A 23,212-nucleotide genomic window follows, 5' to 3' on the forward strand; every position below is an offset into this window, starting at 1 on the left:
AATGGCCGTGCCAGTTTTGGCGGTGAGGGTGGCGGATGGCGGTTTGCCGGGTCGCGGCAAGGGGGCGGCAAGGCGAACGGCAAGCGGTTGCCGGTGTTGCAGGGTTGGCCGGCAAGGCGGTTGCCGCTTGATGGTCGAGGGCGGCAAACCGAACTGCTCTACCGTGCGCCTGCTATGTTTCCCCGCGAAGGCAGGGATCCAGCCTGGGCTCCCGCCTTCGCGGGAGAACAAGGAAGTGAGGGCTGTCGCTGGCCTTCCACCACCCCGGCGAAGGTCGGGGCCCAGTTGGAGAGGTCGCAGTAACGACGCGCGCGCTCAGTGAGCGATGTTCCCCAACTGGGCCCCGGTCTTCGCCGGGGTAGTGCACCGGGGTGGGCCGCCGGGGTGGGGCTGAATGGCCTTCTTCCCCCTCCTCGTGAAGGGAGGGGCCGAGGGTGGGGGGGCCGCTTGGCAAGCGCATCGGATGCCAACAAACCCACCCACCCCTAGCCCCTCCCTTCACGAGGGAGGGGAACAGAAGATCAGGGCCCCGGCATGACGGAGGACTTGAGACTTCGGCAGCGCCCACACAATCCGGCACACCCCTTGCATCACCCCACGCACATGATCACGCTCGCCCAACTCCTCGACCCTGCAGCACTCGCCATCGTCGGTGGCGGCACGGTGCTGGCGGTCGTCCTCCGCACCCCCTTCCGCGATCTCGGTCGCGCGCTCGCCGCGGTCACGACGCTAGGCCGCGGCCGGTTCGATGCCGACCCGTTGCTCCAGCAGATCACCGCGCTCGCCCGCATCGCCAAGCGTCACGGCGTGATGGCACTCGATCGCTCGGTCATCACCGACAGGGACGTCGCCGCGGGCATCGCCGCGATCGTCGACGGCGCCTCGGCCACCGACGTCGCGACGCTCGTCCAGCACCGCCGGCGCGCCCGCATAGAGCGCCACGTCGCCGCCGCCGACGTCTGGGCCGGCGCCGCGGAGGTCGCCCCCGCGATGGGCATGGTCGGCACGCTGATCGGCCTCGCGCAGATGTTCGCGACGATGAGCGATCCCGGCGCGATCGGCGGCGCGATGGCGGTGGCGCTGCTCGCCACGCTGTACGGCGCGCTGTTCGCCAACCTCGTCTTCATGCCGATCGCCAACCGCCTGCGCGCACAGGGCCGCAACGAGGCGTTCGAACGCGCACGGATCGAAGCGCCGCTCGTGGCGCTCGCCGAACGCGAGACGCCGCGCGGGTATGTGGCACCCCATCCCGCTCCAAGCCTGGCGACCGTCGCGTGAACGCCAGCGAATACCCCGACGCGCCGACCGGCAAGCCGCTCTGGCTGATCACGCTCGCCGACCTCGCGCTGTTGCTGGTCGGCTTTCTCGTGCTCCTGCAGGCGGCCCAGCATATCGGCGGAAAAGACCTCGCCAAGGGCATCCGCGAAGGCTTCGGCGCGAACGATGCGGAGCCGGCGCCGATGCCCGTCGCCGCCGCCGGCATCCTCGATTTCGCACCCGGCTCGGCGATCCTGCCGACCACGCCCGGCGCGCTGGTCGCCTGGGCGCGCGAGGCCGCGCGTGATCCCCGCGTCATGCTCACCGTCACCGGCTCGACCGACGGCACGCCCGCCGATATCGACCGCGTCACCGGCAGCGCCGCGATCCTCGCCGCCGACCGCGCGCGCACCGTCGCCGCCGCGCTGGCCGCGGTCGCGCCGTCGCGTGTCGCGATCGTCACCGCCACCAAGCCCGGCCGCCGCGCCGCCATCGTCTCCGTCGCCTTCGTCGGCGAACCGCTTAGGACAAAGCCATGATCCTCCCGCTCCTGCTCGTCGCCGCCAGCTTTCAGGATACCAGCGCGCTCGATCGCTCGGTCGCCGCCTTTACCGGCCGCCCGACCGGCGCCGAGGGTGGCGCGCGCACGCCGGTCGACGCGCGATTGCGCCTCGCGACCTGTCCGACGGTGTCGCTGTCGTGGCGGACAGAGCAGCATGATGCGGTCGTCGTCTCCTGCGCCGGCCCGGCGTGGCGGATCTTCGTGCCGGTCATCCGGCCGGCGAACGCCCCGCCGCGATCGCCGCGTCGTTCGTTCCCGTCGCCAAGGCCGCACCGGTCATCAAGCGCGGCGATCCGATCGTGATCGAGGCCGGCACCGAGGGCTTCTCGATCAGCCGCGAGGGCGTCGCGATGGGCGACGCAGCCCCCGGCGGCCGCTTCATGGTCAAGGTCGACGCGACGCGCACGCCGGTCCAGGCGATCGCCGTCGAGGCGGGCCGTGCGACGCTGCCCGGTTGGTCGAACTAGGGTTGGTCGAACTAAATTTGGCAGACAGATTAATTTCGCTAAAGCTTTTCGCCATGCGGCCGTTCCTCCTGTTGTCATCGCAAACCAAAGGATGCGGACATGGTGGACTCGATCGGTGCGAAGCCGTCAGTAGCAGGAGATCGCTCCGTCGCGCGCGTCGCCGCCGCGACGCCGACGACGGCCGTGCAGACCCCGGTACAGCCCCAGCCCCAAGCGCAGGCCTCGGTGCGCTCGGATCTCGCTGGCGCTGGCCAAGTCGATGGCATCCGCCCCGCCGGTCAATGCGTCGCGCGTCGCCGAGATCAAGAAGGCGATCGCCAGCGGCAATTTCCCGATCCTCCCCGCGACCATCGCCGATCGGCTGATGGCGTTCCGTCTGGACTGGACTTCGAATGACAAGGCGTGATGCCCTGATCCGCGTGATCGACGCGCTGCACGCAGAGATCGCCGCGCTGAAATCGAACGACGTCGCCAGCCTGGAGCGCGCGACCGCGGACAAGCTCGCCGGGATCGAACAGATCGCAACGCTCGGCACCGGGCCGGCGGGCACCGAGATCCGCGAGTTGGCCGACGAGGCCAACCGGCTCAACGAGACCTGCCGGATCTACACCAACTTGATGGCGGCAAATGTCCGCCGCCGCCTGCAAACCCTGACCGGCGACGGCGCCGTTGCCGGGTATCGGCCGGGACTGAGGGCGGCGTACGCGTAGTCTTACGCCCCTCCCTGGAAGGGAGGGGTTGGGGGTGGGTCGGCTTCCCCAACTTCGAACCGTCGAGGCACAAGCCGGCCGACCCACCCCTGCCCCTCTCTTCCAGGGAGGAGGCCGTCGCAGATCGAACGATCGTAGCGGTCAAATACTAAAACTGGCACGCCCTTGCTAAGGACCCCCTGAACCAGGGGCACCGCACACGGGCATGACCGTCAATCCTATCACTACCGGCCGGATCCAGTCCGCGATCGCGCTTGCGAGCAGCAAGACGGGCGTGGATTTCGACTATTTGTTGGGCCAGGCGAAGCTTGAGAGCGGGCTCAACGCCAATGCCAAGGCCGGCACCTCGAGCGCATCCGGCCTCTACCAGTTCATCGAACAGAGCTGGCTCTCCGTCGTCAAGAAGCATGGTGCCGAGCACGGCATGGCCTGGGCTGCGAACAGCATCGGCCAGTCGTCGAGCGGCCGCCTTTCGGTCGGCGACGCGGGCACCAAGGCGGCTATCCTCGCGCTGCGAAACGATCCGAACGCCGCCTCGCTGATGGCCGCCGAATACGCCTCGGACAACAAGGCCTCGCTCGAAAACACGCTGAACCGCCCCGCGTCGGGCACCGACCTATACATGGCGCATTTCATGGGCCTCGGCGGCGCGACCAAGTTCCTGAAGACGATGCAGGCCAACCCGCAGGCGAGCGGCGCCGCGCTGTTCCCCGCCGCCGCCCGCGCGAACCACAACGTCTTCTACGATTCGAACAACCAGCCGCGCACGCTGTCGGCGATCTACGACCGCTTCGCCGACAAGCTCGGTGGTGCCGCCGCAGGGGCAAGCGCCACCGCAACGCCCACCAACTTCGCATCGCAAGCGCTCGAACTGGGGGGCGACATGGACGGCAGCACGGTCATCACCGGCAGCAACGAAAGCGCCGACGACGCGCTCGCCTGGGCCACGACTGCGATGGGCAAGTTCACGGGCCGGACGACGCAGGCCGCCGCCAGCATCCTGCGCCCGACGCCCGACACAGCGCGGCTCGCCTACATGATGCTCGCACGGCTCGGCGGCTAAGCGATGAACCGCATTCTCTCCAACGCCAGGGCGTCCGTCCTGCCGCTCGCGATCCTGTTGCTCGTGCTCGTCATGGTCGTGCCGATCCCGGCGTTCATGCTCGACATCTTCTTCGTGGCGAACATCGCGATCAGCCTGGCCGTGCTGATGGTCGCGCTCAACGCGCAGAAACCGCTCGATTTCTCCGCCTTCCCGACCGTCCTCCTGTTCGCCACGCTGTTCCGCCTCGGCCTCAACGTTGCCTCGACCCGCATCGTGCTGGTCCACGGCCATGAGGGCGAGGCCGCGGCGGGCCACGTCATCGAAGCGTTCGGCACGTTCCTGATCGGCGGCGATTACGTCGTCGGCATCTTCGTCTTCGCGATCCTGATGATCATCAACATGATCGTCGTTACCAAGGGCGCCGGCCGCGTGTCGGAAGTCAGCGCACGCTTCACGCTCGACGCGCTGCCCGGCAAGCAGATGGCGATCGACGCCGACCTCAACGCCGGCCTGATCACCCCCGACGAAGCCAAGGCACGCCGCGTCGAAGTCTCCACCGAAGCCGATTTCTATGGCTCGATGGACGGCTCGTCGAAGTTCGTGAAGGGCGACGCGGTCGCGGCCATGCTGATCCTCGCCGCCAACATCATCGGCGGGTTAATCCTCGGCCCCGTCAGCCACGGCATGACGATCGCGGATGCGGCGCACAACTACATCCTGCTCGCGATCGGCGACGCACTCGTCGCGCAGTTGCCGTCGCTGATGCTGTCGATCGCCGCCGCCTCGATCGTCACCCGCGTAACCTCGGACAAGGATCTCGCCGGCCAGATCGGCGGCCAGTTCGGGTCGCCTCGCACCTGGACGCCGGTCGCGGTCATCCTCGCGCTGCTCGGCATTTTGCCCGGCATGCCGCACATGGTGATCCTGCCGGCAGCCGCGATCGCCGGGTTCGCCGCGTGGAAGCTGCGCCAGATCGAACTGCGCCCTGCCCCCGTTATGGTCGTCCCCGTCGAGACGATCGACCAGTCGAGGATCGGCTGGGACGAGGTCACCGACGGCATGCAGGTCAATCTCGACATCGGCTACGGCCTGGTGCCGCTCGCCGACGAGCGTCGCGGGTCGCCACTGATGAGCCGGATCACCGGCGTCCGCCGCCAGCTGTCGAAGGAACTCGGCTTCGTCGTGCCGCAGGTCCGCGTTCGCGACGACATCAACCTCGCGCCGTACGTCTACCGCATCCTCGTGAACGGCGTCGTCGTCGGCGAGGACACCGTGTCGCCCGACGAGATGCTCGCGCTCGACACGGGGCAAGCGTTCGGCGACCTGTTCGGCAAGAAGGTCAAGGACCCCACCTTCGGGCTCGACGCGACCTGGGTCGATGCGAGCGACGCCGATGCCGCGACCGGTGCCGGCTATCTCGTGGTCGATCCCGGCACGGTGATGGCGACGCACCTCAACCACCTGCTCGGCCAGAACGCGTCCGAGCTGCTCGGCCAGGACGAAGTGCAGGCGCTGCTCGACGGTCTCAAGGAGCGCGCCGCGCAACTGGTCGCCGCACTCGCGCCGTTGCCGATCACGACGCTGACGCAGGTCCTGAAAGGGCTGCTCGCCGAGAACGTCCCGCTCAGGGAATTCCGTCGCATCGCCGGCGCGATCGCGGTCGCGGCGCAGCGCACGCAGGACGCCGAGGAGATCATCGAGACGATCCGTCCCGAGCTCGGCGCGCTCATCATCCAGAAACTGTGCGGCGTGCGCGAACCGCTGCGCGTCATGACGTTGGAGGGTCAATTGGAAGGTCTGCTCGGCCAGGCGATGCGCGCCGATCAATCGCGCCGCCACGTCATCGAACCCGATCTCGGCCGCCGCATCGTCGAGGCGCTGCAACGCGCCGCCGAACCGCTGATCGCCGAGGCGAAGCCGTTCGCGCTGGTCGTCCAGCCGGCCATCCGGATCGCCATCCGCAAGCTGGTGCGGACCTGCCTGCCCGATACGCCGGTGCTGTCGTTCTTCGAAGTGCCCGAGGAGAAGGCGGTGGAAGTCGTCGCGGTCATCGGCGCTTCCCAACAGGCGCTGGCGGCATGAGCGCGCTGCCGATGCGCGGCGCGTTCGCCGATGCCCAGCCTTTCACGGGCCAGCCTCTCACCTATCGCCCGCACCAACGCCCCGGCGGCGACACGGACCAGCTCGTGAAGCAGCACCTGCCGCTGGTCCGCCGGATCGCGTGGCACGTCCATGGCAGCATGAGCAGCAGCGTCGAGATCGAGGATCTGATCCAGGTCGGCCTGGTCGCGCTGGTCGAGGCCGCCGCGAATTTCGATGAACGCGGGCTTCCGTTCAAGACCTACCTTATCACGCGCTTGCGCGGCAGCATGATCGACGAACTCCGCCGCCAGGCCACGAGCACGCGCGGCGCAATGCGTCGCCGCCGCCAATACGCCGAGGCGATCTCGACGCTCACCGCCCGCACGGGGAAAGCCCCGGAGAAGACATGATCGCAGAGCATATCGGCGTGACGATCGAAAAACTCCGCACCGACTACGTCACCGCCGACGCACTCCGCTTCGACTCGATCGACGAGATGTATGCGGACGACCTGCCGTGGTTCGCCGACGACACGCCCGACGCGTTCGAGCAGCTCGCCGACAGCGACATGCGCGAGGCCCTGATCAAAGCGATCACCGCACTCCCCGAACGCGAGGCGCAAGTGATCCAGCTCTACTATGTCGAGGAACTCAACCTAGAAGAGATCGGCGAAGTCTTCGGCGTCGGCTCGGCACGGGTCTGCCAGATCAAGGCATCGGCGCACGCAAAGTTGAAGAAGGCCCTCGCCCGGCAAATCTGAATTCGCCTGAGCCGCGGAAGGAAGTGTTGACTCCGATACGGAGCCACCTCCTGTATACGCTCGCCTGTGCAGGTAACATCATGCTCACCGAACCATTCGGGGGGCATCCATGTCGTACAGGAACTATGCTTTAGCAGGCGCTGCGATACTGGCCGTCGCGCCGGCTATGGCGATGGCGCAATCCGGCGCGACCGATTCCCAAGACCGATCCCGCACATCCACGCGTGGCGATCCGGCAAGGTCGGAACCTGCTGATGAAAAGCCGGCCACCGGCGCGAAGGATGACGACGATGACCGAACTCCGGGAGCAACCAACGACTTCGCCGGCCTGAAATTCGGCGTCGGAATCTCGTTCACGCTCGCCAACGGCGATCGCGATCGGGTGAGCGACGCGTCGATCGTCAACGGGATCGTTCGCGTCAACGACGAGGATAACGGCCGAGCCCGGATCATGCTCGAATCTCATTACTTTTTCACGCCTGGTAACCCGCCCGAGCAGGAGACCTGGGGCGTCGGCCCGTTCATCGCGCTTCAGCCGGGAACGAAGGACATCATCGAATCGGTCGGCATCGGGGTGATGGTGGGCTTCCGTCGCGGCACGGGTGACGAGAGCTTCAATCTCGGCATCGGTGCGGTAGTGGATCCGAACACGCGCGTGCTCGGCGACGGTATCGTTGCTGACTTACCCCTGCCTCCAGGCGAGACCAACGTGCGCTATAAAGAGGAAATGAAGACCGGAATACTGATCATATCGTCGTTTTCGTTTTGATAGCGCGCTTGGTTGCCGAGCTTGGCGCAATGGACGTGCAGCCAAATACGCGAAAACCCCGGTAGCTTGCGCCACCGAGGTTTTCTCCGCCCCCAGCTTCTGGGAAGCAAGGCGGGTCCGATCGGCACCGACACCCTTTGGGGGCGGTGCCGGTGCCGGTCCGGATTACTGAAGCAGCTTCAGGACGCTCTGCTGGCTCTGGTTCGCCTGGCTCAGCATCGCGGTCGATGCCTGGCTCAGGATCTGGGCCTTGGCGAGCGCGGTCGTCTCGGACGAGAAATCGGTGTCCTCGATACGGCTCTTGGCGTCCGACAGGTTGGTCGAGTTCGAGGTCAGGTTGTTGACCGCCGACTGGAGCTGGTTCTGCGCCGCGCCGAGCGATGCACGACGGTTGGATACGAGCGAGATTGCATCATCATAATCGCTGAGGTCGCCACCCGCTGCGATCGTGGTCGTCGCGGGGGCCTGCAACAGTCGTTGCAATTACAACGCTGCCGACGCCGCCAGTAAGACTGGATCCTGTGCCCGTCGCAGCTTCGGCAAGGCTCGTTCCGAGATCCAACTCGATGACGTCGCTCGCATTCGCGCCAGCCTGGATATCGATTTTCTTCGCCGTCGTAGTAGTTGCTGGGGCGACCGGCGCAGTACCTGAAAACAGTTTCACGCCGTTAAATTCAGTGTTGGTGAGGACGTTCGTGATCTGCTTGGCCAACGAATCCTGCTCTAGCTTAATGTTGGCTTGGTCGCTGACAGAATACGTGCCGTTGCCCTTCTGAACTTCAAGTTCGCGCATGCGCTGAAGGTTGTTCGTCACTTCTTCGAGTGCGCCTTCTGCTGTCTGGGCCATCGAGATGCCGTCGTTGGCGTTGCGAATGCCCTGGTTCATGCCACGAATCTGCGAAGTCATCGACGATGCGATGGCAAGCCCTGCTGCGTTGTCCTTGGCCGAGTTGATGCTCTTACCGGTCGACAGGCGCTCCATCGAGGTCGCGAGAGCGTTGCTGGCTGCGTTTGAAGCGTTGGCCGCGCGCATGGCCGAGACGTTGGTACCAATGACAGTCATAGCGAAATCTCCGTAAATGTTCCGACGATCCGCGCCGCCCCCATGGCGAAAACCCCGTGCCGTCGAGATGAGTAACGGCCGCCTTCCCGACGACTTAAGAGAAAAATTGCCCCTCGCGTACGGGTTCGCACACGGGCTCGCACGCTGGCTCGCACAGGGGCGTACGCGCGGTCGTGCACGGGCAAGCGCACCGCGTGTGTCCGCGCGGACGCGCCCGGACAAAATTTGCCGGTGGACGGCAGCGTTTAACCACAAGTTTACCAACCTGGGTGCACTTCTCGAATCGTCCAGGGGGAACACCATGCGTTCGATTTTTCCGTCAGCCGCAGTCACTTCGCGGAAATATGCGCTCGTCTCGTCGCTTCGTGCGCAGGGGTTCGGCGTAGGCTCGTTCGAGACGGCACAGCCGGGAGCGAACGACCTGTTTCTGGTGGCGGACGGCGAGGGCATCACCGCCCCCGCCCGCACCGTCGTGATCGGCTGCGAAGGTCGTGAAGTGACCCCGTCGCGTGACGGTGCGCCGGCGCGGATCAGCTTCGCCGCCGAGGACACCGCGGTCGGCAACGGCTTCGCGCGCGCCCTGATCGGCGGCCCGGAAATGCCGACCGCCGCCGACCCTGAATCACTCGCGCTGCTCGCCCTCGCGGAGCGCGTCGCCGCCGCCGACATCACCGTGCTGATCAACGGCCCGACCGGCACCGGCAAGGAAGTCCTGGCGCGCGCCATCCACAACGGGTCGGCACGCAAGGACAAGCCGTTCATCGCGATCAACTGCGCGGCGCTCCCCGAATCGATGCTGGAGGCGCTGCTGTTCGGGCACCAGAAGGGCGCGTTCACCGGCGCGTCGTCGGGCGGCGACGGCTTCTTCCGCGCGGCAAACGGCGGCACGATTTTGCTGGACGAAATCGCCGAGATGCCACTGCAACTGCAGGCCAAGCTGCTCCGCGTTTTGCAGGAGCGCGAGGTCGTGCCGCTCGGCGCGTCGGTGCCGCAGCCGATCGACGTCCGCGTCATCGCCTGCGCCAACCGCGATCTCCACGCCGAAGTCGCCGCCGGCCGGTTCCGCGCCGATCTCTATTACCGCCTCGCGGTGTTCCCGCTCGCGACCAAGTCGCTGGCCGAGCGCCCGCAGGATATCCCCGCGCTCGCCGCGACGCTGATCCTGCGTCACGCCGGCAACCGCAACGTCATTCCCTGGCCGAGCCATGCGGCGATCGAACAGCTGATGCTGCACGATTGGCCCGGCAACGTCCGCGAGCTAGAAAACGTGATCCAGCGCGCGCTGTTGTTCTGCGGCGGCGACACGATCGAGGCGAGCCACATCGTGTTCGACCGCCCCGTGTCGATGACGTTCCAGCGGAGTGCACCAGTCACGTCGATCGCACCTGTGGCGCCGAACGAACCCGAAACTCTCGGAAACATCGTCCAGATGAGCGAGTTCGCCGCGATCCGCGAGACGCTCAAGGCCTGCAACGGCAGCCGGATCGAGACCGCGAAACGCCTCGGCATTTCCGAACGCACGCTGCGCTATCGCCTCGCCAAGGCGCGCGAGCAGGGTGACGATATCGGCAGCGTCCATAACTGGGCCGCCTCGGCATGAGCGGCGTGTCCGGAATCGGTGCCAGTGCAGGTGGGGGCGCGATGAGCGTCGACCGCGTCATGGCGCTGCGCTCGCAGATCCTCGAACGCAACCAGGCGCTCTCTCGCGCTGGTGCCACCGGGAACGTCGCGCCGACCGAGATGGTCAAGCCGACCAGCTTTGCCGACACGATGGAAACCGCGCTGAAGAGCGTGAACGATGGCCAGACCCAGGCTGCCAAGCTCAGCGAAAGCTATGAGCGCGGCGAGACGGTCGACATCGCGAAAGTGATGCTCGCCCGCCAGCAGGCGTCGGTCGGGTTCGAGGCCACGTTGCAGGTCCGCAACAAGCTGCTGTCCGCCTACAAGGATATCATGAGCATGCCGGTCTGACATGAGCACCGCACTCATCCCCGCTTCGTCTGGTGCAACCGAACGGTTCGCCAACCCCTCCAGCAGATCAAGGGCGTGTTCGCGCAGCCGGCCGTCCGCCGCTCGCTGCCGATGGCGCTGATGGTCGGCCTGATCGCCGCCGCCGCGCTTGCGTGGATGAGCCTGTCGACGCCGCCACAGAAGACGCTGTTCAGCGGCCTGCCGGATTCGGACAAGGCCGCGGTGACGTCCGCGCTGACCACAGCGAACATCAAGAGCCACATCGACGAAGGCACCGGCGCACTGACCGTCGGCGAGGACGATTACAGCCGCGCGAAGATGCTGCTGGCGGGCCAGGGCCTGCCGAAGGCGGCGCCGGGCGGCTATGCGATCCTCGACCAGTTGCCGATGGGCGTTTCGCGCGCGGTCGAAGGCGAACGCCTCCGCCAGGCCCGCGAGTCCGAGATGGCGAAGTCGATCGAGGAGATCGATGCGGTCGCCGAGGCGCGCGTGCATCTCGCCATGCCGGAAGCGTCGGTGTTTGTCCGCGACAACGCTGCGCCGTCGGCGTCGGTGATCCTCAAGCTTCAAGGCGGGCGTTCGCTCAGCGATGCGCAGGTCAGCTCGATCATCAATCTCGTCGCCTCGTCGGTGCCGGGCATGAAGCCCGAGGCCGTGACGATCGTCGACCAGATGGGCGCGCTGCTCACCAAGGCCGGCGGCAACGACGGCGCGGGCGCCGCGAGCGACGCGCGGATCGATATCCAACGCCGGATCGAGGACAAGTATCGCACCCAGTTGATCGCGCTGCTCACGCCGCTGGTCGGCGCAGGCAATTTCACCGCGGAAGTGCAGGCCGACGTCAATCTCGACGAGAGCCAGGCGACGCGCGAAAGCTATGAGAAGCAGGGCGTCCTGCGTGCCGAGACGGGTAACTGGACCGGCAATCAGAGGGACGGCGCGGGCGCTGCTCCAGGCGGTATTCCGGGTGCGCTGAGCAATACGCCGCCGGCCGCGAGCACGCTGTCGACGCCACAGCCGGCGACGGGCAATCCCGGCGCCGCCGCGCAGCCGGTCGCCGGTGGCGCTGCGCCCGATGCGATGAAGCAGTCCGACCAGTATCAGCGCGCCTACGACCTCGGCCGCGAAGTGTCGGTGACGCGCGCGACGCCGGGCGGGGTCAAGCGCCTCTCGGTCGCCGTGCTCCTGCGCGATCCCGAAAAGGGTCGCCGCACCGCGATGGAGATCAACCAGATCAGCGATCTCGTGAAGAGCGCGGTCGGCTTCGACCAAGCCCGCAACGACAACGTGACGGTCATCAGCCGCAAGTTCGCCGGCGCCACCGATGCCGCCGCCGGCCCGGCCTGGTACGACAATGCCTGGCTGCCGGTGCTCGCCCGCAACGGCACCGCGATCGTGATCGCGCTGCTGGTGCTGCTGCTCGGCGTCCGCCCGATCGCCAAGGCGCTGATGAAGAAGCGCGAGGACGCCACGACGCGTCCCGCCTTCGGGCAGCCGATCGGCGAGGTCGATGGCGACGGCGCGGCTGCGGGGATCGGCGTTGCCGCCCCCGTCAGCCTCGACCAGCTCGAGAACACGCGCGGCTATGACGACCGGATCGGTGCGGTCCGCGGCTTCACGCGCGACAATCCGACCCGCGCGGCGCTCGCCGTACGCGACATGATCAAGGCGGACGCCAAGTGAGCGAGGTCGTTCTCCGCACCTACACCGGCGTCGAGCGCGCCGCGGTGCTGATGATGCTGGTCGGCGAGGAGGAGGCCGCGGCCATCCTCCAGAAGCTGGAGCCGGAAGAAGTGCGTCAGCTCGGTGCGGCGATGTTCAAGGTCGCCGACGTGTCGGAGCAGGAAGTCGAGGACGTGCTGGACGATTTCGTCGACCGCGCCCGCGAGCGGACCGCGATCGGCTTCGACCCGCGGCCCAAGATCGAGGCGGTGATGAACCGCGCTTTGGGTCGTGAAAAGGCCGAGAGCGTACTCGCGCGGATCACGCCGGCCGAGGCGGCGTGCGAACTCGAACTGCTCGACTGGCTCGACGCGCCCGAGATCGCGGCGATGATCGAGAAGGAGCATCCGCAGATCGCCGCGGTGCTGATCGCCAATCTCGATGCGTCGGTCGGCGGCCAGGTCCTCGAACTGCTGCCCGACGCGGTCCAGCCCGACATCCTCCACCGCATCGCACGGCTCGGGCCGATCACGCCCGAAGCCGTCGATACGCTGCGCACGCTGCTCGCCAACCGCACCAGCACGGGGTCGACCGGCGCCGGCGTCACGCTGGGTGGCACACGTGAGGCGGCGAAGATCCTGTCCGGTGCGCGCAAAGCGACCGAACAGCGGGTCATGCCGAAGCTGTTCAAGATCGACCGCGACGTCGCAAAAGCGATCGAGGAAGCGATGTTCGTTTTCGACAACCTCCTGGAACTCGACGACAAGAATCTGGGCACGCTGATCCGCAACGTCGACAGCGAGATCCTGACCAAGTCCTTGAAGGGCGTCGACGAGACGATTCGCAACCGTTTCCTCGGCTGCATGTCGGCGCGTGCCGCCGACGGCATTCGCGACGAGATGGAAGCACGCGGGCCGATGAAGCTCGCCGAAGTGCTCGAAGCGCAAAAGGCGATGATCGCGATCGCGCGCGGGCTCGCCAAGGACGGCACGATCCAGATGGGCGGGGGCGAAGACGATTATGTCTAACGGCTTCACCGCGGGCTTCGCGTCGCGTCACACGACGACGGCGCACGTCCTGGCGAGCGCGTTCGCGCCGCCGTCCGGGTTCGCCGCGGCGGATATCCGCGAGCGTGCGGCACCACGTCCGACGAGCAATTTCTCGTCGCCGAGCTTCACCTCGCAACCCATCACGGAGACGAGTGCGCCGAAACATTTCAGCCCGGCGGACAAGGACGTGAACCCGACCGCGGGCTGGGATCCGCTCGATCCGGTCAGCGAATCCTCGTTCATCGATCCGCTCGCCGACGCGCATGCCGCCGGTTACGCCGAGGGTCTCGCCGCTGCGGCCGCTGCCGCGCGGGACGCTGGAGCGCGCGACACCGCGTTGCTCGGCGATCTCGCCAGCGCGCTGGGCGGCGACCGGATCGACCGCGAGCGCGTCGCCGCCCAACTCCGCCAGACCGTGCTGTTCCTGGTCTCGAAACTGGTCGGCGAAGTCGGCATCGCGCCCGACGTCCTTGCCGGCCGGATCGAGACCGCCGCCGAACTCCTGTCGGACTCCGCCGAATCGGCGCTGCTCCGCGTCCACCCGGACGATGTCGCATTGCTCGAAGGCCGCCTGCCGAAAACGATCTTCGCCGCGGGCGATCCGGGCGTCGCGCGCGGCAGCTTCGTACTCGAAAGCGCATCGACCATCGTCGAGGACGGCCCCGAACTCTGGCTCGATCAACTCGCACAGGCGATCGACCGCGTGCCGGTGCCCAAATGCTGAACCGCTTTACCGCCGACTATCTCGAAACCCTCTCCAACGCAGATTTCGTCGCCAAGCCAAGGTCTCGGGCCGTCTCGCCTCGTTCGACGGCCTCCTCATGGAAGCGGTCGGCCTGACGTTGCCGGTCGGCACCGTCTGCCAGGTCGGCGAAGGCGCGGCGAGCGTCGAGGCCGAGGTCATCGGCTTCCGCAACGGCCGCACGTTGATGATGAACCTGGGTGGCCCCGCCGCGCTACTGCCGCGCGCGCCGGTCAAGCCGATCGGCCCTCCGGGTGAGGCCGAAGTCGGTGTCGCGCTGCTCGGTCGCGTGGTCGACGGCGCCGGCAAGCCGATCGACGGGCTCGGCCCGATCCGTGGCGCCGGTCGCTGGCCACTGGCCGGCAAGCTCCAGTCGCCACTCGATCGGGGCCGCGTGCTCGAACCGCTCGACGTCGGCGTCCGCGCGATCAACGGGCTGCTGACGATCGGCCAGGGCCAGCGCGTCGGCATCATGGCGGGCTCGGGGGTCGGCAAGTCAGTCCTGCTCGGCATGATCGTCCGCGCGGCGCAGGCCGACGTGATCGTCATCGGCCTGATCGGCGAGCGCAGCCGCGAAGTCGCCGACTTCCTAGAAACCAAGGTCGCCGGCGAAGCGCGCAAGCGCTCGGTCGTCGTCGCCGTCCCCGCCAACCATTCCCCCGTCCTCCGCATCCGCGGCGCACTCCGGGCGCACGCGATCGCCGAATCCTTCCGCGACGAAGGCAAGAAGGTCCTCTTGATCATGGATTCGCTGACCCGCGTCGCCCATGCCGGTCGCGAGATCGGCTTGGCGCTCGGCGAACCCGCCTCCGCACGCGGCTATCCGCCGTCCGCCATCGCGATGCTGCCGAACCTGATCGAACGCGCGGGCGTCGACGTCCACACCGGTGGCTCGATCACGGCGATCTACACGGTGCTGGCGGACGGCGACGACGGCAACGACCCGGTGGTCGATTCGGCGCGCTCGATCCTCGACGGCCATATCGTCCTCAACCGCCACCTCGCCGAGCGCGGCGTCTATCCCGCGATCGACATCGGCCCGTCGGTCAGCCGCGTGATGACCGACATCGTCGACGCCCCCATGCCAAGGCGGCGCGGACGCTCCGCCGCCACCTCGCCACCTATGAGGAAAACCGCGACCTCGTGCTGATGGGCGCCTACCGCCACGGCGCCGACCCTGCGATCGACGCCGCCATCGCCTGCCACCCGGCAGTCATGGAATATATCCGCCAGGACGCCGACGAGACCGTCTCATTGAACGATGCGGTCGCCGAACTGACCGGCGTGTTCGGCGGCTGAGATGGCGGAGGCCCGTAGCAAGACGCTGGCGCGCATCCACCGCGTCCGCACGCTTCAGCTCGGGCTGACCCGCGCCGACGAAGCCCGCGCGCACGACAAGTTCGCCAGCGAACAGGCGCTTTCCCGCCGCATCGCACTGCTCGCCGAAGCCGTCGCGCCGATCCACGAAACGCGCGCCGCAGTCTCGCTGGGCGCGTCGGCACATTACCGCGACCGCCTGCAACAATCCGCCAATGCCGCGGTCGAACGCGTGCAGGCGGCCGAAAATCGCGTCGAGCGCGCCGCCGAAGCAACCCGCGCCGCCAAGCGCGATCAAAGCGCGGTCGAGAAGCTGCTCGCGCGCGCCGACGCCGACGCGGTGCTCAAGGCGATCCGCGCGATGGAGGAAGCGCCGGCGTTTCGGAAGGTTCGGCACGATCCTTGCTGAGGAGGGCTATGCGGCTGCGTGCCGATCGCCCGAACGAGTATTCTGCATGATCCAGACCGCCGTCCTTTCTCCCGTTCTCCCCGCGCAGACACGATCGCCGGCCGTGCAGAACGGGCGGACAGTGGTCGATTTCGCCGATTCCTTTGCACAGGCAAAAGATGCGTCCGACGAGGGTGCGTCCCCCGGCCTGCCGCCTGCACCGTCGGTGCCGACGCCGCTCGTCCCCCTTCCGGGCATCGCTCCGGATGCCGTCATCCTGCAGGACGCCGCCGTAACCGGCAACGTCTTGCCGACCGTGACGCCCGCCGGTGACCAAGCGGTGGAATGGCAGCCCATACTCATACCACACCCCGCGCAGACACTGGCGATTGCAAAGCCGTCACTGCTTCCGGCAAGCACCCTGACGCCCGAATTGGTCGAAACTGCGCCGCCCGCCGCCGGCAAAGCCGAGCCGGTCGCGATCCCCGCCCCGGTCGTACGTATCGCCCGACCGATGGCGTTCGCCGGGATACGCCGCGATCCCCGCCCCAAGGATGGGCCTGCCGCGGACGAAGCCACGGAGCAGCCGGCCGATGCCCCGACGCCGGCAAGCCCAACCGTGGCGATAGAGATGCCGCTCGCGCCGCAACTGGCGGTTCTCCCCTCGCCGGTCGTCGCGATCGCCGTCGATGTCGCCGATACGTCGCGTACGGATGACAGCACTGCGACGGCCCCGCTATCGCCAGGACTTCCATCGTCTGTCAGCAAGTTCGCCGACGCCACGCCCTCCCGCACGACGGGCAAGGCTGGCCAGCAAGCGCAGGCCGCAGCACCGCAGACGGAAGAGACGACCGCACCCGCGCCCACACCGCCTCCGCCAGCCGTTGCCGATACACGCCCTTCGTCCGCCGTCACGAGCAACGCGACGCTTGCTTCCAGTTCCGCGCAGAGCCTGCCGGTCGCCCTCGCGACCCTTCCACCGATCACCGCCCCGCCGACACAAGTGGCGGCACCCATCGTGCCGACATCCGTCTTGCCTTCCCTCACGGGTCCGGCATCCACGGGCAGAGGCGATACTCCGGCGTCGCCCGAGCTCACCGACGCAGCCCCGTATCGACCGGCATCGACCCGAACAACGCCATGACGCGCTGGGTCTCGACTGTAGCCACCGCGCCCGTCGCACTGGCCGCGGCCCGACCCGACGCGATCCAGCCGCTGCCGGGTATTGTCGCGTCGGCAAGCCAGGTGTTCGGCGCGGCGATCCAGGCCGCGACCAGGCCGCGCGACGATCGCGACAAGGCGGACCCGACCATATCCTCGCTGGTGACCGGCGCGCCCGTATCGTCATCGGCGATCAGGACGGCCGAGACGCAGCAGGCGCCGCTCGACATGCGCCAGGATCGCTGGCCGCACGCGATGATCGAACGGATCGAGATCCTCCGCGATGCCGCCGACGCCGGCGACACCCGGATTCGCCTCATCCCCGATGCGCTCGGTGCGATCGACGTATCGATGAGAAAGGACGGCGACACCGTCCGCGTCCATTTCCATGCCGAGCAGAGCGCAACGCGCACCCTGTTGCAGGACGCCCAGCCACGGCTCGTCGAACTCGCCGAAGCGCGCGGGCTGAAGCTTGTCCAGGGATCGCTTGGCCAAGGATCGCTTGCCCAGGGATCGCTTGGCCAGGGCACGCCAAACGACGGCGCCGCGAACAACGGCCAGCACCGCCCCCTGCGACGCCGCAAGCCCCGACTCGCACCGCGGCTTCGCCGGCGGTGGACGCCGCGCTCACCGAAGACACCCGAATCGCTTGAACCGAAGGACCCCGATATGGCCGACAAGAAAGATACTGCGGACGCAGCGCCCAAGAAAAAGGGCAAGATGAAGACGATCCTGATCGGCGGCGGTGCGCTGCTGGTCCTGGTCGGTGGCGGCGTCGGCGCGGGCGTCTATGCCAGCAACGCCGGGTTGCTCGGCGGCGGTCACGCGGCGGTCGACGACGGCAAGCCCAAGCTCGTCCCCAAGAGCGAGCAGAAGCATGCTGGCGAGGGCGGCGACGAGGGCGGCGGTCATGGCGGCGGCGATGAAGCCGCGCCCGAAAATCACGGCATGAAGCCCCCGCAGGAGAGGGCGGCGACAAATACGCGTCGACCTATTACCCGATGGAAAAGGAATTCACCTCGAATCTCCAGGACTCGCCGCACTTCGTCCAGGTCGGCATCGCGGTCGCCACGCCGTACGACGACACCGTCATCACCAACCTCAAGACCAACGATATCGCAGTGCGTTCGGCAATCCTGATGGCGCTCGGCGACACCACCGAAGAGCAGGTGATGAGCAGCGACGGCAAGCGTCAGTTGCAGGTCCGCCTCGCCAAAGCGATCAACGATACGCTCAAGCAGAAGGAAGGCTTCGGCGGCATCGGTAACGTTTACTTTACCAGTTTCGTTGTTCAGTGAGGCATGGTTAACGAGGGCTCAGCAAAGACGCGCGAACGGCGCGACCGGGATCGGTCCGGCGCGCCCAAAGACGGCGTGCTGCATCAGGGCGTGCTCGGCGGGGCCAAGCTCAATCCGTTCGGCGACCTGCATTCGCTGCAGCATCTCTCCGCACGGTTCGCGCGGGGTTGCGCGGCGTGTTCGAGCCGTTGCTCCGCCAGGAGGTCCGCTGCTGGGCCGAGCCCTTGGTGGTCCAGCGCTTCACCGATTACCGCGCCGAGCGGAGCGATACGCTGACCGCGTGGCTGCCGCTGATCATGACGCCGGGGATGGCGCAGGCGCTGTGCATCATGGACGGCAAGTTCGTGCTCGAGCTGCTCGACATGTTCTTCGGCGGCACCGGTGCCGCGCCGCACACGCTACCGACCGAATTCTCGCCCGCCGCCGAGGCGATGGTCGCGCGGATCGGCCAGATGATCGCCGCGCCGCTGAAGACCGCGTGGGAGCCGATGGCGCGGTTCGACTTCCTGCCGACGCGCGTCGAGGTGAACCCCGCGATGATCGCCGATCTCGACGGCGAGGATGCGATGATCGTCACGCGCTTCGGGATCGCCGCAGGGGCGGCAAAGCCAGTGTTCCTCGATCTCGTCTACCCCGTCTCCGCGCTAAAGCCGCATGCGCCGTCGCTCACCGCCAAGGTCGTCGGCAAGTCGGCCGAGCCCGATCCGGCGTGGCGCACCGAGCTGACGCGGGCCGCGATGAACGTGCGCTTCCCGATCCGCTCGGTGCTCGCCGAGCCGGTCGTCAAGCTGACCATGCTGATGGACCTGAAGCCCGGCGACGTGATCCCGATCACCATCTCGGGCGACGTGCCAGTGATGGTCGGCAACAACCGGCTCGGCTGCGGCACGGTCGGTACGTCCAACGGCTTCGCCGCCATCCAGCTCACCTCGATTACACGTTTCGACGAAGGATTTGCAGCATGAACGACATGACCGGAGGCTTCCCCGTAGATGCTGCCGTCGCCGCCAATTTCCGGCTGCTCCAGGATGTCGACGTCAAGCTGACCGTCGAGATCGGCTCGACCAGCCTGACGCTGCGCGAGCTGCTCGCGCTCGGCGAATCCAGCGTGATCGAGCTCGATCGCCAGGCCAACGAGTTGTTGGACGTGTTCGTCAACGGCACCCTGATCGGGCGCGGCGAAGTCGTCACGGTCGGCGAACGTTTCGGCGTGCGGATGACCGAGCTCGTGTCGCCCGACAAGCGCGGCTGAACCCGATGCTCTGGACCTATATCCTCAAGCTCGTGATCCTGCTGCCACTCGTGTGCGGCCTGATGTTCGGCTGCCTGTATCTGTGGCGCAAGTTCGAGAGCCGGATCCCGGGCAAGCCCTCGACGCGACTGATCGGCGTCAAGGAAACGATGATGATCTCGCCGGGCCTGCGCCTCGCGGTGATCGATTTCGAGGGCCGCCGGCTGCTCGTCTCGGTCGGACGTGGCGGCGTGCACCTGATCGACAAGGTCGACGCATGACCCCCGCGCGACAGTAACACGTCAAGGTTCCGGTCCGGCATTGTTTGCCGCGTCGAAGGCCAAACCGTTTTCCCGCGAACGCGGGAATCCAGGAGCCACGAACGGTGCGCTGCTTGGTCCTGGATCCCCGCATTCGCGGGGAAACGGGTGGGTTTGGGTCCTGCTGGCGGTAGTCCTCGCCCTCTTCCTCGCGATGCCGGCCTTCGCACAAGCCGTCCCCGCCCCGACCAACCCCGCCGTCGGCGACGCGGTCGATCGCGCGCTCGGACAGCTTGGCGGCCAGGCTGCGGGCAACACCGGCCAGAGCGGCTCGCTGTCGCTGTCGCTACAAGTCCTCATCATCATGGGGCTGCTGACGATCCTGCCGGGGATCCTGCTGATGATGACCAGCTTCACGCGGATCATCATCGTGCTCGCGATCCTGCGCCAGGCGCTCGGGCTTCAGCAGACGCCGCCGAACCAGGTGCTGCTCGGGCTGTCGCTGTTCCTGTCGTTCTTCATCATGGCGCCGACCATCAGCCAGATCAACACGACCGCGATCCAGCCCTATGCCGCCGGGCAGCTCGCCGGCACGCAGATGATCACCACCGCTGGCGTCCCGCTGCACGCGTTCATGGTGAAGCAGACGCGCGTGAAGGACGTCACGATGTTCGCGCAGATCGCGAAGTCGGGGCCCTATGCCTCGTCGCTCGACATCCCCTTCTCGGTGCTGCTCCCTGCGTTCGTCACGAGCGAACTGAAGACCGCGTTCCAGATCGGCTTCCTGATCTTCCTGCCGTTCATCGTCATCGACCTGGTCGTCGCGACCGTGCTGATGTCGCTCGGCATGGCGATGCTGTCGCCCACGATCATCTCGCTGCCGTTCAAGCTCCTCCTGTTCGTGCTGGTCGACGGCTGGGCGCTGACGATGGGCAGCCTCGCAAACTCGTTCGCGACCTGACGCCATGGACGCGCAATATTTCCTGACCGTCGCCAACCAGACGATGTGGGTACTGGCGCTCGCCAGCGCGCCGATCCTGATCCCGGCGCTGCTCGCCGGGCTGATCCTCGGGATGATCCAGGCGGCGACGTCGATCAACGAGCAGACGCTGTCGTTCGTACCGAAGCTGCTAGTGGTCGCGGTGTCGATCCTGATCTTCGGCAGCCTGATCCTGGGCTTGCTGAGCGATTTCACGATCGGAATCTTCGAGCGTATTCCGGATCTCGTAAAGTGAGGCGCAGCGCCAGCGCGGCGACGTCCGTGCTGCCAGCGCAAGCCCGGCCAGCCTCGGCGCAGTCGAGGTCCGACGACGCGGCTTTGCCGCGGCGGGGCCATGCAGACCACGCGGGCGCCTCTTCTACTCCCCTCCCGCTTGCGGGAGGGGTCGAGGAGGGCGTGCCTCATCAACCGGACGCCAGTACGTACGTCGCGCCCTCCCTGCCCTCTCCCGCAAGCGGGAGGAGATCTAAAATGCTCGGCTTCGGCCTCTCGATCGAGCCTCAGCTGTGGGCGCTCGTGTTCGTGATGATCCGGATCGGTGCGACGTTCATCGCCGCGCCGGTGTTCGGCAATGTCTCGGTCCCGGTCACCGTGCGCGTCACGCTGTCGGGCGCGATCGGGTTCCTCGTGCTCGCCGCGCATCCGATCGTCCCGCCGCAGAACATCTTCGCCGTATCCACCATCCTCTCCGCCGCCGCCGAAGCGCTGGTCGGCCTCGCGCTCGGCTTCGTGCTGCAGATTTCGTTCGCCGCGCCGATGATCGCGGCGGAAGTCATCGGCGGCGCGATGGGGCTCGGTTTCGCCTCCTCGATCGACCCGCAGAACGGCAAGTCGAGCCCCGCGCTCGGCCAGTTCTTCTCGATCATGCTCACGCTGCTGTTCCTGTCGGTCGACGGCCATCTGATCCTGATCGACCTGATCGTCCGGAGCTACGACGTGCTCTCCCCGGCGCAGCCTGGATCGGGATCGAGCGGCTGAAGGCGATCGCGTTCTTCGGCGGCTATGCGTTCCTTGCCGGGCTGCTGCTCGCGCTCCCGGTCGGCTTCCTGCTACTGTGCCTCAACATCGTCGTCGGCATGCTGAGCCGTGCCGCGCCCGCGCTCAACCTGTTCGCGGTCGGCTTGCCGGCCAGCCTCGCGGTCGGCGTCGTCACGCTGGCGATCGCGTTCCCGACGATGGGCGACTACATGCTCGTCATCGTCCGAGAAGGCCTCGCCGCCACCGAAAACCTGGTGCTCGGCTGATGTCTGAGGACAGCGGTGAAAAAACCGAATCCCCAACCGCCAAGCGCAAGAAGGATGCGGTCGATAAGGGTGACATCCTCCGATCGCGCGACTTCGCCACCGCGCTCAGCATGGTCGCGGGCGTCGGCTGGCTGATCTACGCTGGCCCGCACCTCATCACCGCCTGCAAGCAGGTGATGGCATCCAGCTTCCAGTTCACCCACGCCGATGTCGAGGATTTCTCGCCGTGGCGCCCGTTGATGGAAGCCGGCGGCAAGCTCGCGCCGTCGCTGATCAGCCTGTTCGTCGTCACCATCGCCGCCGCGATCCTGAGCCAGGCAGGGCTCGGCTCGCTCGGCTTCAACGGCAAGCTGATGGCGCCTAAATACAGCCGGGTCGATCCCGCCGCCGGCCTCAAGCGGATCTTCGGGTCGAACGGCTGGATCGAGCTCGGCAAGTCGCTGCTGAAGGTCATCCTGCTCGGCACGATCGGCGGCTGGATGCTGTGGAACGCCGCGCACACGACGATGGGCCTCGCCTCGTCCACGGATCTGAACCAGGCGCTGTCATCGCTCGGCGGCACGTTCAAGGCAATCCTGATCGCGATGGCGTTCGGGCTGTGCGCGATCGCCGGCATCGACCTGCCGATCCAGATCATCCGCCGCCTGGGCAAGATGCGGATGTCGAAACAGGAGGTGAAGGACGAGCACAAGTCGACCGAGGGCAATGGCGAGGCGAAGGGCCAGATGCGCGCGAAGATGCGTGCGATGGCAAGCGGCGGCCTGCGCAAGTCGGTCGCGGAGGCGCATGTCGTGCTGACCAACCCGACGCATTTCGCCGTGGCGCTGCGCTACGATCGCGGCAAGGACCAGGTGCCGGTGGTGGTCGCCAAGGGGCGCGGCGCGACCGCACTGGCGATCCGCGAACTCGCCGCTGAGGGTCGCGTGCCCGTGCTCGAATATCCGATGCTCGCGCGTGCAGTCTATTACACCAGCAAGGAGGGGCAGGAAGTGCGCGACGACCTCTACATGGCGATCGCGACGGTGCTCGCCTTCGTCTTCGGGCTGAACGTTGCCGCAGGTGGCGCGGCGGCCCCGATCCAGCCGTTCGTCACCGTGCCGAAGGACGCTCGATTCGACGAAAATGGCATCAAACAGGCCTAAACATCGCGGCCACCCGGCCGTTCTTACAGACG

Annotated in this window: 24 protein-coding genes and 5 pseudogenes; 28 read left to right on the plus strand and 1 reads right to left on the minus strand. The window is 67.2% G+C overall.

Features of this window, described 5'->3' with window-relative positions; genetic code table 11:
• The first annotated feature begins 603 nt into the window (after positions 1–603).
• The 11 genes from AC0IX7_RS13270 (at position 604) to AC0IX7_RS13320 (ending at position 7,652) form a co-directional block, all read left to right on the plus strand.
• Positions 604–1,278: a motility protein A gene (locus AC0IX7_RS13270; protein ID WP_471812285.1), complete on the plus strand. Its 675-nt coding sequence runs from the start codon at positions 604–606 to the stop codon at positions 1,276–1,278.
• Positions 1,275–1,796: a hypothetical protein gene (locus tag AC0IX7_RS13275; protein WP_471812287.1), complete on the plus strand. Its 522-nt coding sequence runs from the start codon at positions 1,275–1,277 to the stop codon at positions 1,794–1,796. The genes AC0IX7_RS13270 and AC0IX7_RS13275 overlap by 4 nt, the downstream gene beginning before the upstream one ends.
• Positions 1,793–2,122 (plus strand): hypothetical protein, encoded by a 330-nt coding sequence (locus AC0IX7_RS13280; protein ID WP_471812289.1) that lies wholly within the window; start codon positions 1,793–1,795, stop codon positions 2,120–2,122. The genes AC0IX7_RS13275 and AC0IX7_RS13280 overlap by 4 nt, the downstream gene beginning before the upstream one ends.
• On the plus strand, positions 2,119–2,286 hold the full coding sequence (locus AC0IX7_RS13285) for a hypothetical protein (RefSeq protein WP_471812290.1): 168 nt from the start codon (positions 2,119–2,121) through the stop codon (positions 2,284–2,286). The genes AC0IX7_RS13280 and AC0IX7_RS13285 overlap by 4 nt, the downstream gene beginning before the upstream one ends.
• Before the next feature lie 247 nt (positions 2,287–2,533).
• Positions 2,534–2,692, plus strand: a complete 159-nt coding sequence (flgM, locus tag AC0IX7_RS13290) for a flagellar biosynthesis anti-sigma factor FlgM (protein WP_471813877.1) — start codon at positions 2,534–2,536, stop codon at positions 2,690–2,692.
• Complete coding sequence (locus tag AC0IX7_RS13295) at positions 2,679–2,996, plus strand: flagellar protein FlgN (RefSeq protein ID WP_187504363.1); 318 nt, start codon at positions 2,679–2,681, stop codon at positions 2,994–2,996. The genes flgM and AC0IX7_RS13295 overlap by 14 nt, the downstream gene beginning before the upstream one ends.
• A 205-nt stretch (positions 2,997–3,201) precedes the next feature.
• Entirely contained in the window at positions 3,202–4,059 is an 858-nt protein-coding gene (locus AC0IX7_RS13300) for a lytic transglycosylase domain-containing protein (RefSeq protein ID WP_471812292.1), read from the plus strand.
• Between the two features lie 3 nt (positions 4,060–4,062).
• Entirely contained in the window at positions 4,063–6,123 is a 2,061-nt protein-coding gene (gene flhA, locus AC0IX7_RS13305) for a flagellar biosynthesis protein FlhA (protein WP_471812294.1), read from the plus strand.
• Positions 6,120–6,533: a sigma-70 family RNA polymerase sigma factor gene (locus AC0IX7_RS13310; RefSeq protein WP_471812296.1), complete on the plus strand. Its 414-nt coding sequence runs from the start codon at positions 6,120–6,122 to the stop codon at positions 6,531–6,533. The genes flhA and AC0IX7_RS13310 overlap by 4 nt, the downstream gene beginning before the upstream one ends.
• Complete coding sequence (locus AC0IX7_RS13315; protein ID WP_471812298.1) at positions 6,530–6,883, plus strand: sigma-70 family RNA polymerase sigma factor; 354 nt, start codon at positions 6,530–6,532, stop codon at positions 6,881–6,883. The genes AC0IX7_RS13310 and AC0IX7_RS13315 overlap by 4 nt, the downstream gene beginning before the upstream one ends.
• Positions 6,884–7,049: 166 nt before the next feature.
• Positions 7,050–7,652, plus strand: coding sequence for a hypothetical protein (locus tag AC0IX7_RS13320; protein ID WP_471812299.1), 603 nt, complete (start codon positions 7,050–7,052; stop codon positions 7,650–7,652).
• Positions 7,653–7,817: 165 nt separating this feature from the next.
• Here AC0IX7_RS13320 and AC0IX7_RS13325 read toward each other — a convergent pair.
• Positions 7,818–8,715 (minus strand): annotated as a pseudogene (locus AC0IX7_RS13325) (flagellin N-terminal helical domain-containing protein).
• 301 nt (positions 8,716–9,016) lie between these two features.
• On the opposite strand from AC0IX7_RS13325, the gene AC0IX7_RS13330 reads away from it, so the two are divergent.
• From AC0IX7_RS13330 to flhB, 17 genes and pseudogenes are all read left to right on the plus strand, one after another.
• Positions 9,017–10,315 (plus strand): sigma-54 interaction domain-containing protein, encoded by a 1,299-nt coding sequence (locus AC0IX7_RS13330; protein WP_471812300.1) that lies wholly within the window; start codon positions 9,017–9,019, stop codon positions 10,313–10,315.
• The gene (gene fliE / locus AC0IX7_RS13335) at positions 10,312–10,686 is read left to right on the plus strand and encodes a flagellar hook-basal body complex protein FliE (RefSeq protein WP_471812301.1); all 375 of its coding nucleotides are present in this window, start codon (positions 10,312–10,314) and stop codon (positions 10,684–10,686) included. Before AC0IX7_RS13330 ends, fliE begins: the two co-directional genes overlap by 4 nt.
• 1 nt (position 10,687) lies before the next feature.
• Positions 10,688–12,369 (plus strand): annotated as a pseudogene (gene fliF, locus AC0IX7_RS13340) (flagellar basal-body MS-ring/collar protein FliF).
• Complete coding sequence (gene fliG, locus AC0IX7_RS13345) at positions 12,366–13,376, plus strand: flagellar motor switch protein FliG (RefSeq protein WP_471812303.1); 1,011 nt, start codon at positions 12,366–12,368, stop codon at positions 13,374–13,376. Before fliF ends, fliG begins: the two are co-directional and overlap by 4 nt.
• A complete protein-coding gene (locus AC0IX7_RS13350) occupies positions 13,369–14,121 on the plus strand; it encodes a FliH/SctL family protein (protein WP_471812304.1) in 753 nt (250 codons plus the stop codon). The genes fliG and AC0IX7_RS13350 overlap by 8 nt, the downstream gene beginning before the upstream one ends.
• Positions 14,115–15,438: pseudogene (locus tag AC0IX7_RS13355) on the plus strand (FliI/YscN family ATPase). Before AC0IX7_RS13350 ends, AC0IX7_RS13355 begins: the two are co-directional and overlap by 7 nt.
• Position 15,439: 1 nt before the next feature.
• Positions 15,440–15,865: a hypothetical protein gene (locus AC0IX7_RS13360; protein WP_471812305.1), complete on the plus strand. Its 426-nt coding sequence runs from the start codon at positions 15,440–15,442 to the stop codon at positions 15,863–15,865.
• 121 nt (positions 15,866–15,986) lie between these two features.
• Positions 15,987–16,988, plus strand: coding sequence for a hypothetical protein (locus AC0IX7_RS13365; protein ID WP_471812307.1), 1,002 nt, complete (start codon positions 15,987–15,989; stop codon positions 16,986–16,988).
• Between the two features lie 272 nt (positions 16,989–17,260).
• A pseudogene (gene fliK / locus AC0IX7_RS13370) lies at positions 17,261–17,494 on the plus strand (flagellar hook-length control protein FliK); the annotation flags it as partial.
• Between the two features lie 512 nt (positions 17,495–18,006).
• Positions 18,007–18,303, plus strand: a complete 297-nt coding sequence (locus tag AC0IX7_RS13375; protein WP_471812308.1) for a flagellar basal body-associated FliL family protein — start codon at positions 18,007–18,009, stop codon at positions 18,301–18,303.
• Between the two features lie 176 nt (positions 18,304–18,479).
• Positions 18,480–19,268: a FliM/FliN family flagellar motor switch protein gene (locus AC0IX7_RS13380; RefSeq protein ID WP_471812310.1), complete on the plus strand. Its 789-nt coding sequence runs from the start codon at positions 18,480–18,482 to the stop codon at positions 19,266–19,268.
• On the plus strand, positions 19,265–19,555 hold the full coding sequence (gene fliN, locus AC0IX7_RS13385; RefSeq protein WP_056054132.1) for a flagellar motor switch protein FliN: 291 nt from the start codon (positions 19,265–19,267) through the stop codon (positions 19,553–19,555). The genes AC0IX7_RS13380 and fliN overlap by 4 nt, the downstream gene beginning before the upstream one ends.
• Positions 19,556–19,560: 5 nt before the next feature.
• On the plus strand, positions 19,561–19,815 hold the full coding sequence (locus AC0IX7_RS13390) for a flagellar biosynthetic protein FliO (RefSeq protein ID WP_056054129.1): 255 nt from the start codon (positions 19,561–19,563) through the stop codon (positions 19,813–19,815).
• A gap of 160 nt (positions 19,816–19,975) precedes the next feature.
• On the plus strand, positions 19,976–20,755 hold the full coding sequence (gene fliP / locus AC0IX7_RS13395) for a flagellar type III secretion system pore protein FliP (protein WP_471813879.1): 780 nt from the start codon (positions 19,976–19,978) through the stop codon (positions 20,753–20,755).
• A 4-nt stretch (positions 20,756–20,759) separates the two neighbouring features.
• Positions 20,760–21,029, plus strand: coding sequence for a flagellar biosynthesis protein FliQ (fliQ, locus tag AC0IX7_RS13400; RefSeq protein ID WP_471812312.1), 270 nt, complete (start codon positions 20,760–20,762; stop codon positions 21,027–21,029).
• 236 nt (positions 21,030–21,265) lie between these two features.
• Positions 21,266–22,038: pseudogene (fliR, locus tag AC0IX7_RS13405) on the plus strand (flagellar biosynthetic protein FliR).
• Complete coding sequence (gene flhB, locus AC0IX7_RS13410; protein ID WP_471812313.1) at positions 22,038–23,180, plus strand: flagellar type III secretion system protein FlhB; 1,143 nt, start codon at positions 22,038–22,040, stop codon at positions 23,178–23,180. The pseudogene fliR and the gene flhB overlap by 1 nt, the downstream one beginning before the upstream one ends.
• Positions 23,181–23,212: the final 32 nt, after the last annotated feature.

This window comes from Sphingomonas sp. AC411, from assembly GCF_979253035.1.

Bases quoted from the DNA above. Each gene is read 5' to 3' on its own strand.
- AC0IX7_RS13270 (WP_471812285.1), top strand. From the start codon at position 604: ATGATCACGCTCGCCCAACTCCTCGACCCTGCAGCACTCGCCATCGTC.
- AC0IX7_RS13280 (WP_471812289.1), top strand. From the start codon at position 1,793: ATGATCCTCCCGCTCCTGCTCGTCGCCGCCAGCTTTCAGGATACCAGC.
- AC0IX7_RS13295 (WP_187504363.1), top strand. From the start codon at position 2,679: ATGACAAGGCGTGATGCCCTGATCCGCGTGATCGACGCGCTGCACGCA.
- AC0IX7_RS13300 (WP_471812292.1), top strand. From the start codon at position 3,202: ATGACCGTCAATCCTATCACTACCGGCCGGATCCAGTCCGCGATCGCG.
- flhA (WP_471812294.1), top strand. From the start codon at position 4,063: ATGAACCGCATTCTCTCCAACGCCAGGGCGTCCGTCCTGCCGCTCGCG.
- AC0IX7_RS13310 (WP_471812296.1), top strand. From the start codon at position 6,120: ATGAGCGCGCTGCCGATGCGCGGCGCGTTCGCCGATGCCCAGCCTTTC.
- AC0IX7_RS13315 (WP_471812298.1), top strand. From the start codon at position 6,530: ATGATCGCAGAGCATATCGGCGTGACGATCGAAAAACTCCGCACCGAC.
- AC0IX7_RS13320 (WP_471812299.1), top strand. From the start codon at position 7,050: ATGGCGATGGCGCAATCCGGCGCGACCGATTCCCAAGACCGATCCCGC.
- AC0IX7_RS13330 (WP_471812300.1), top strand. From the start codon at position 9,017: ATGCGTTCGATTTTTCCGTCAGCCGCAGTCACTTCGCGGAAATATGCG.
- fliE (WP_471812301.1), top strand. From the start codon at position 10,312: ATGAGCGGCGTGTCCGGAATCGGTGCCAGTGCAGGTGGGGGCGCGATG.
- AC0IX7_RS13350 (WP_471812304.1), top strand. From the start codon at position 13,369: ATGTCTAACGGCTTCACCGCGGGCTTCGCGTCGCGTCACACGACGACG.
- AC0IX7_RS13360 (WP_471812305.1), top strand. From the start codon at position 15,440: ATGGCGGAGGCCCGTAGCAAGACGCTGGCGCGCATCCACCGCGTCCGC.
- AC0IX7_RS13375 (WP_471812308.1), top strand. From the start codon at position 18,007: ATGGAAAAGGAATTCACCTCGAATCTCCAGGACTCGCCGCACTTCGTC.
- fliN (WP_056054132.1), top strand. From the start codon at position 19,265: ATGAACGACATGACCGGAGGCTTCCCCGTAGATGCTGCCGTCGCCGCC.
- AC0IX7_RS13390 (WP_056054129.1), top strand. From the start codon at position 19,561: ATGCTCTGGACCTATATCCTCAAGCTCGTGATCCTGCTGCCACTCGTG.
- fliQ (WP_471812312.1), top strand. From the start codon at position 20,760: ATGGACGCGCAATATTTCCTGACCGTCGCCAACCAGACGATGTGGGTA.
- flhB (WP_471812313.1), top strand. From the start codon at position 22,038: ATGTCTGAGGACAGCGGTGAAAAAACCGAATCCCCAACCGCCAAGCGC.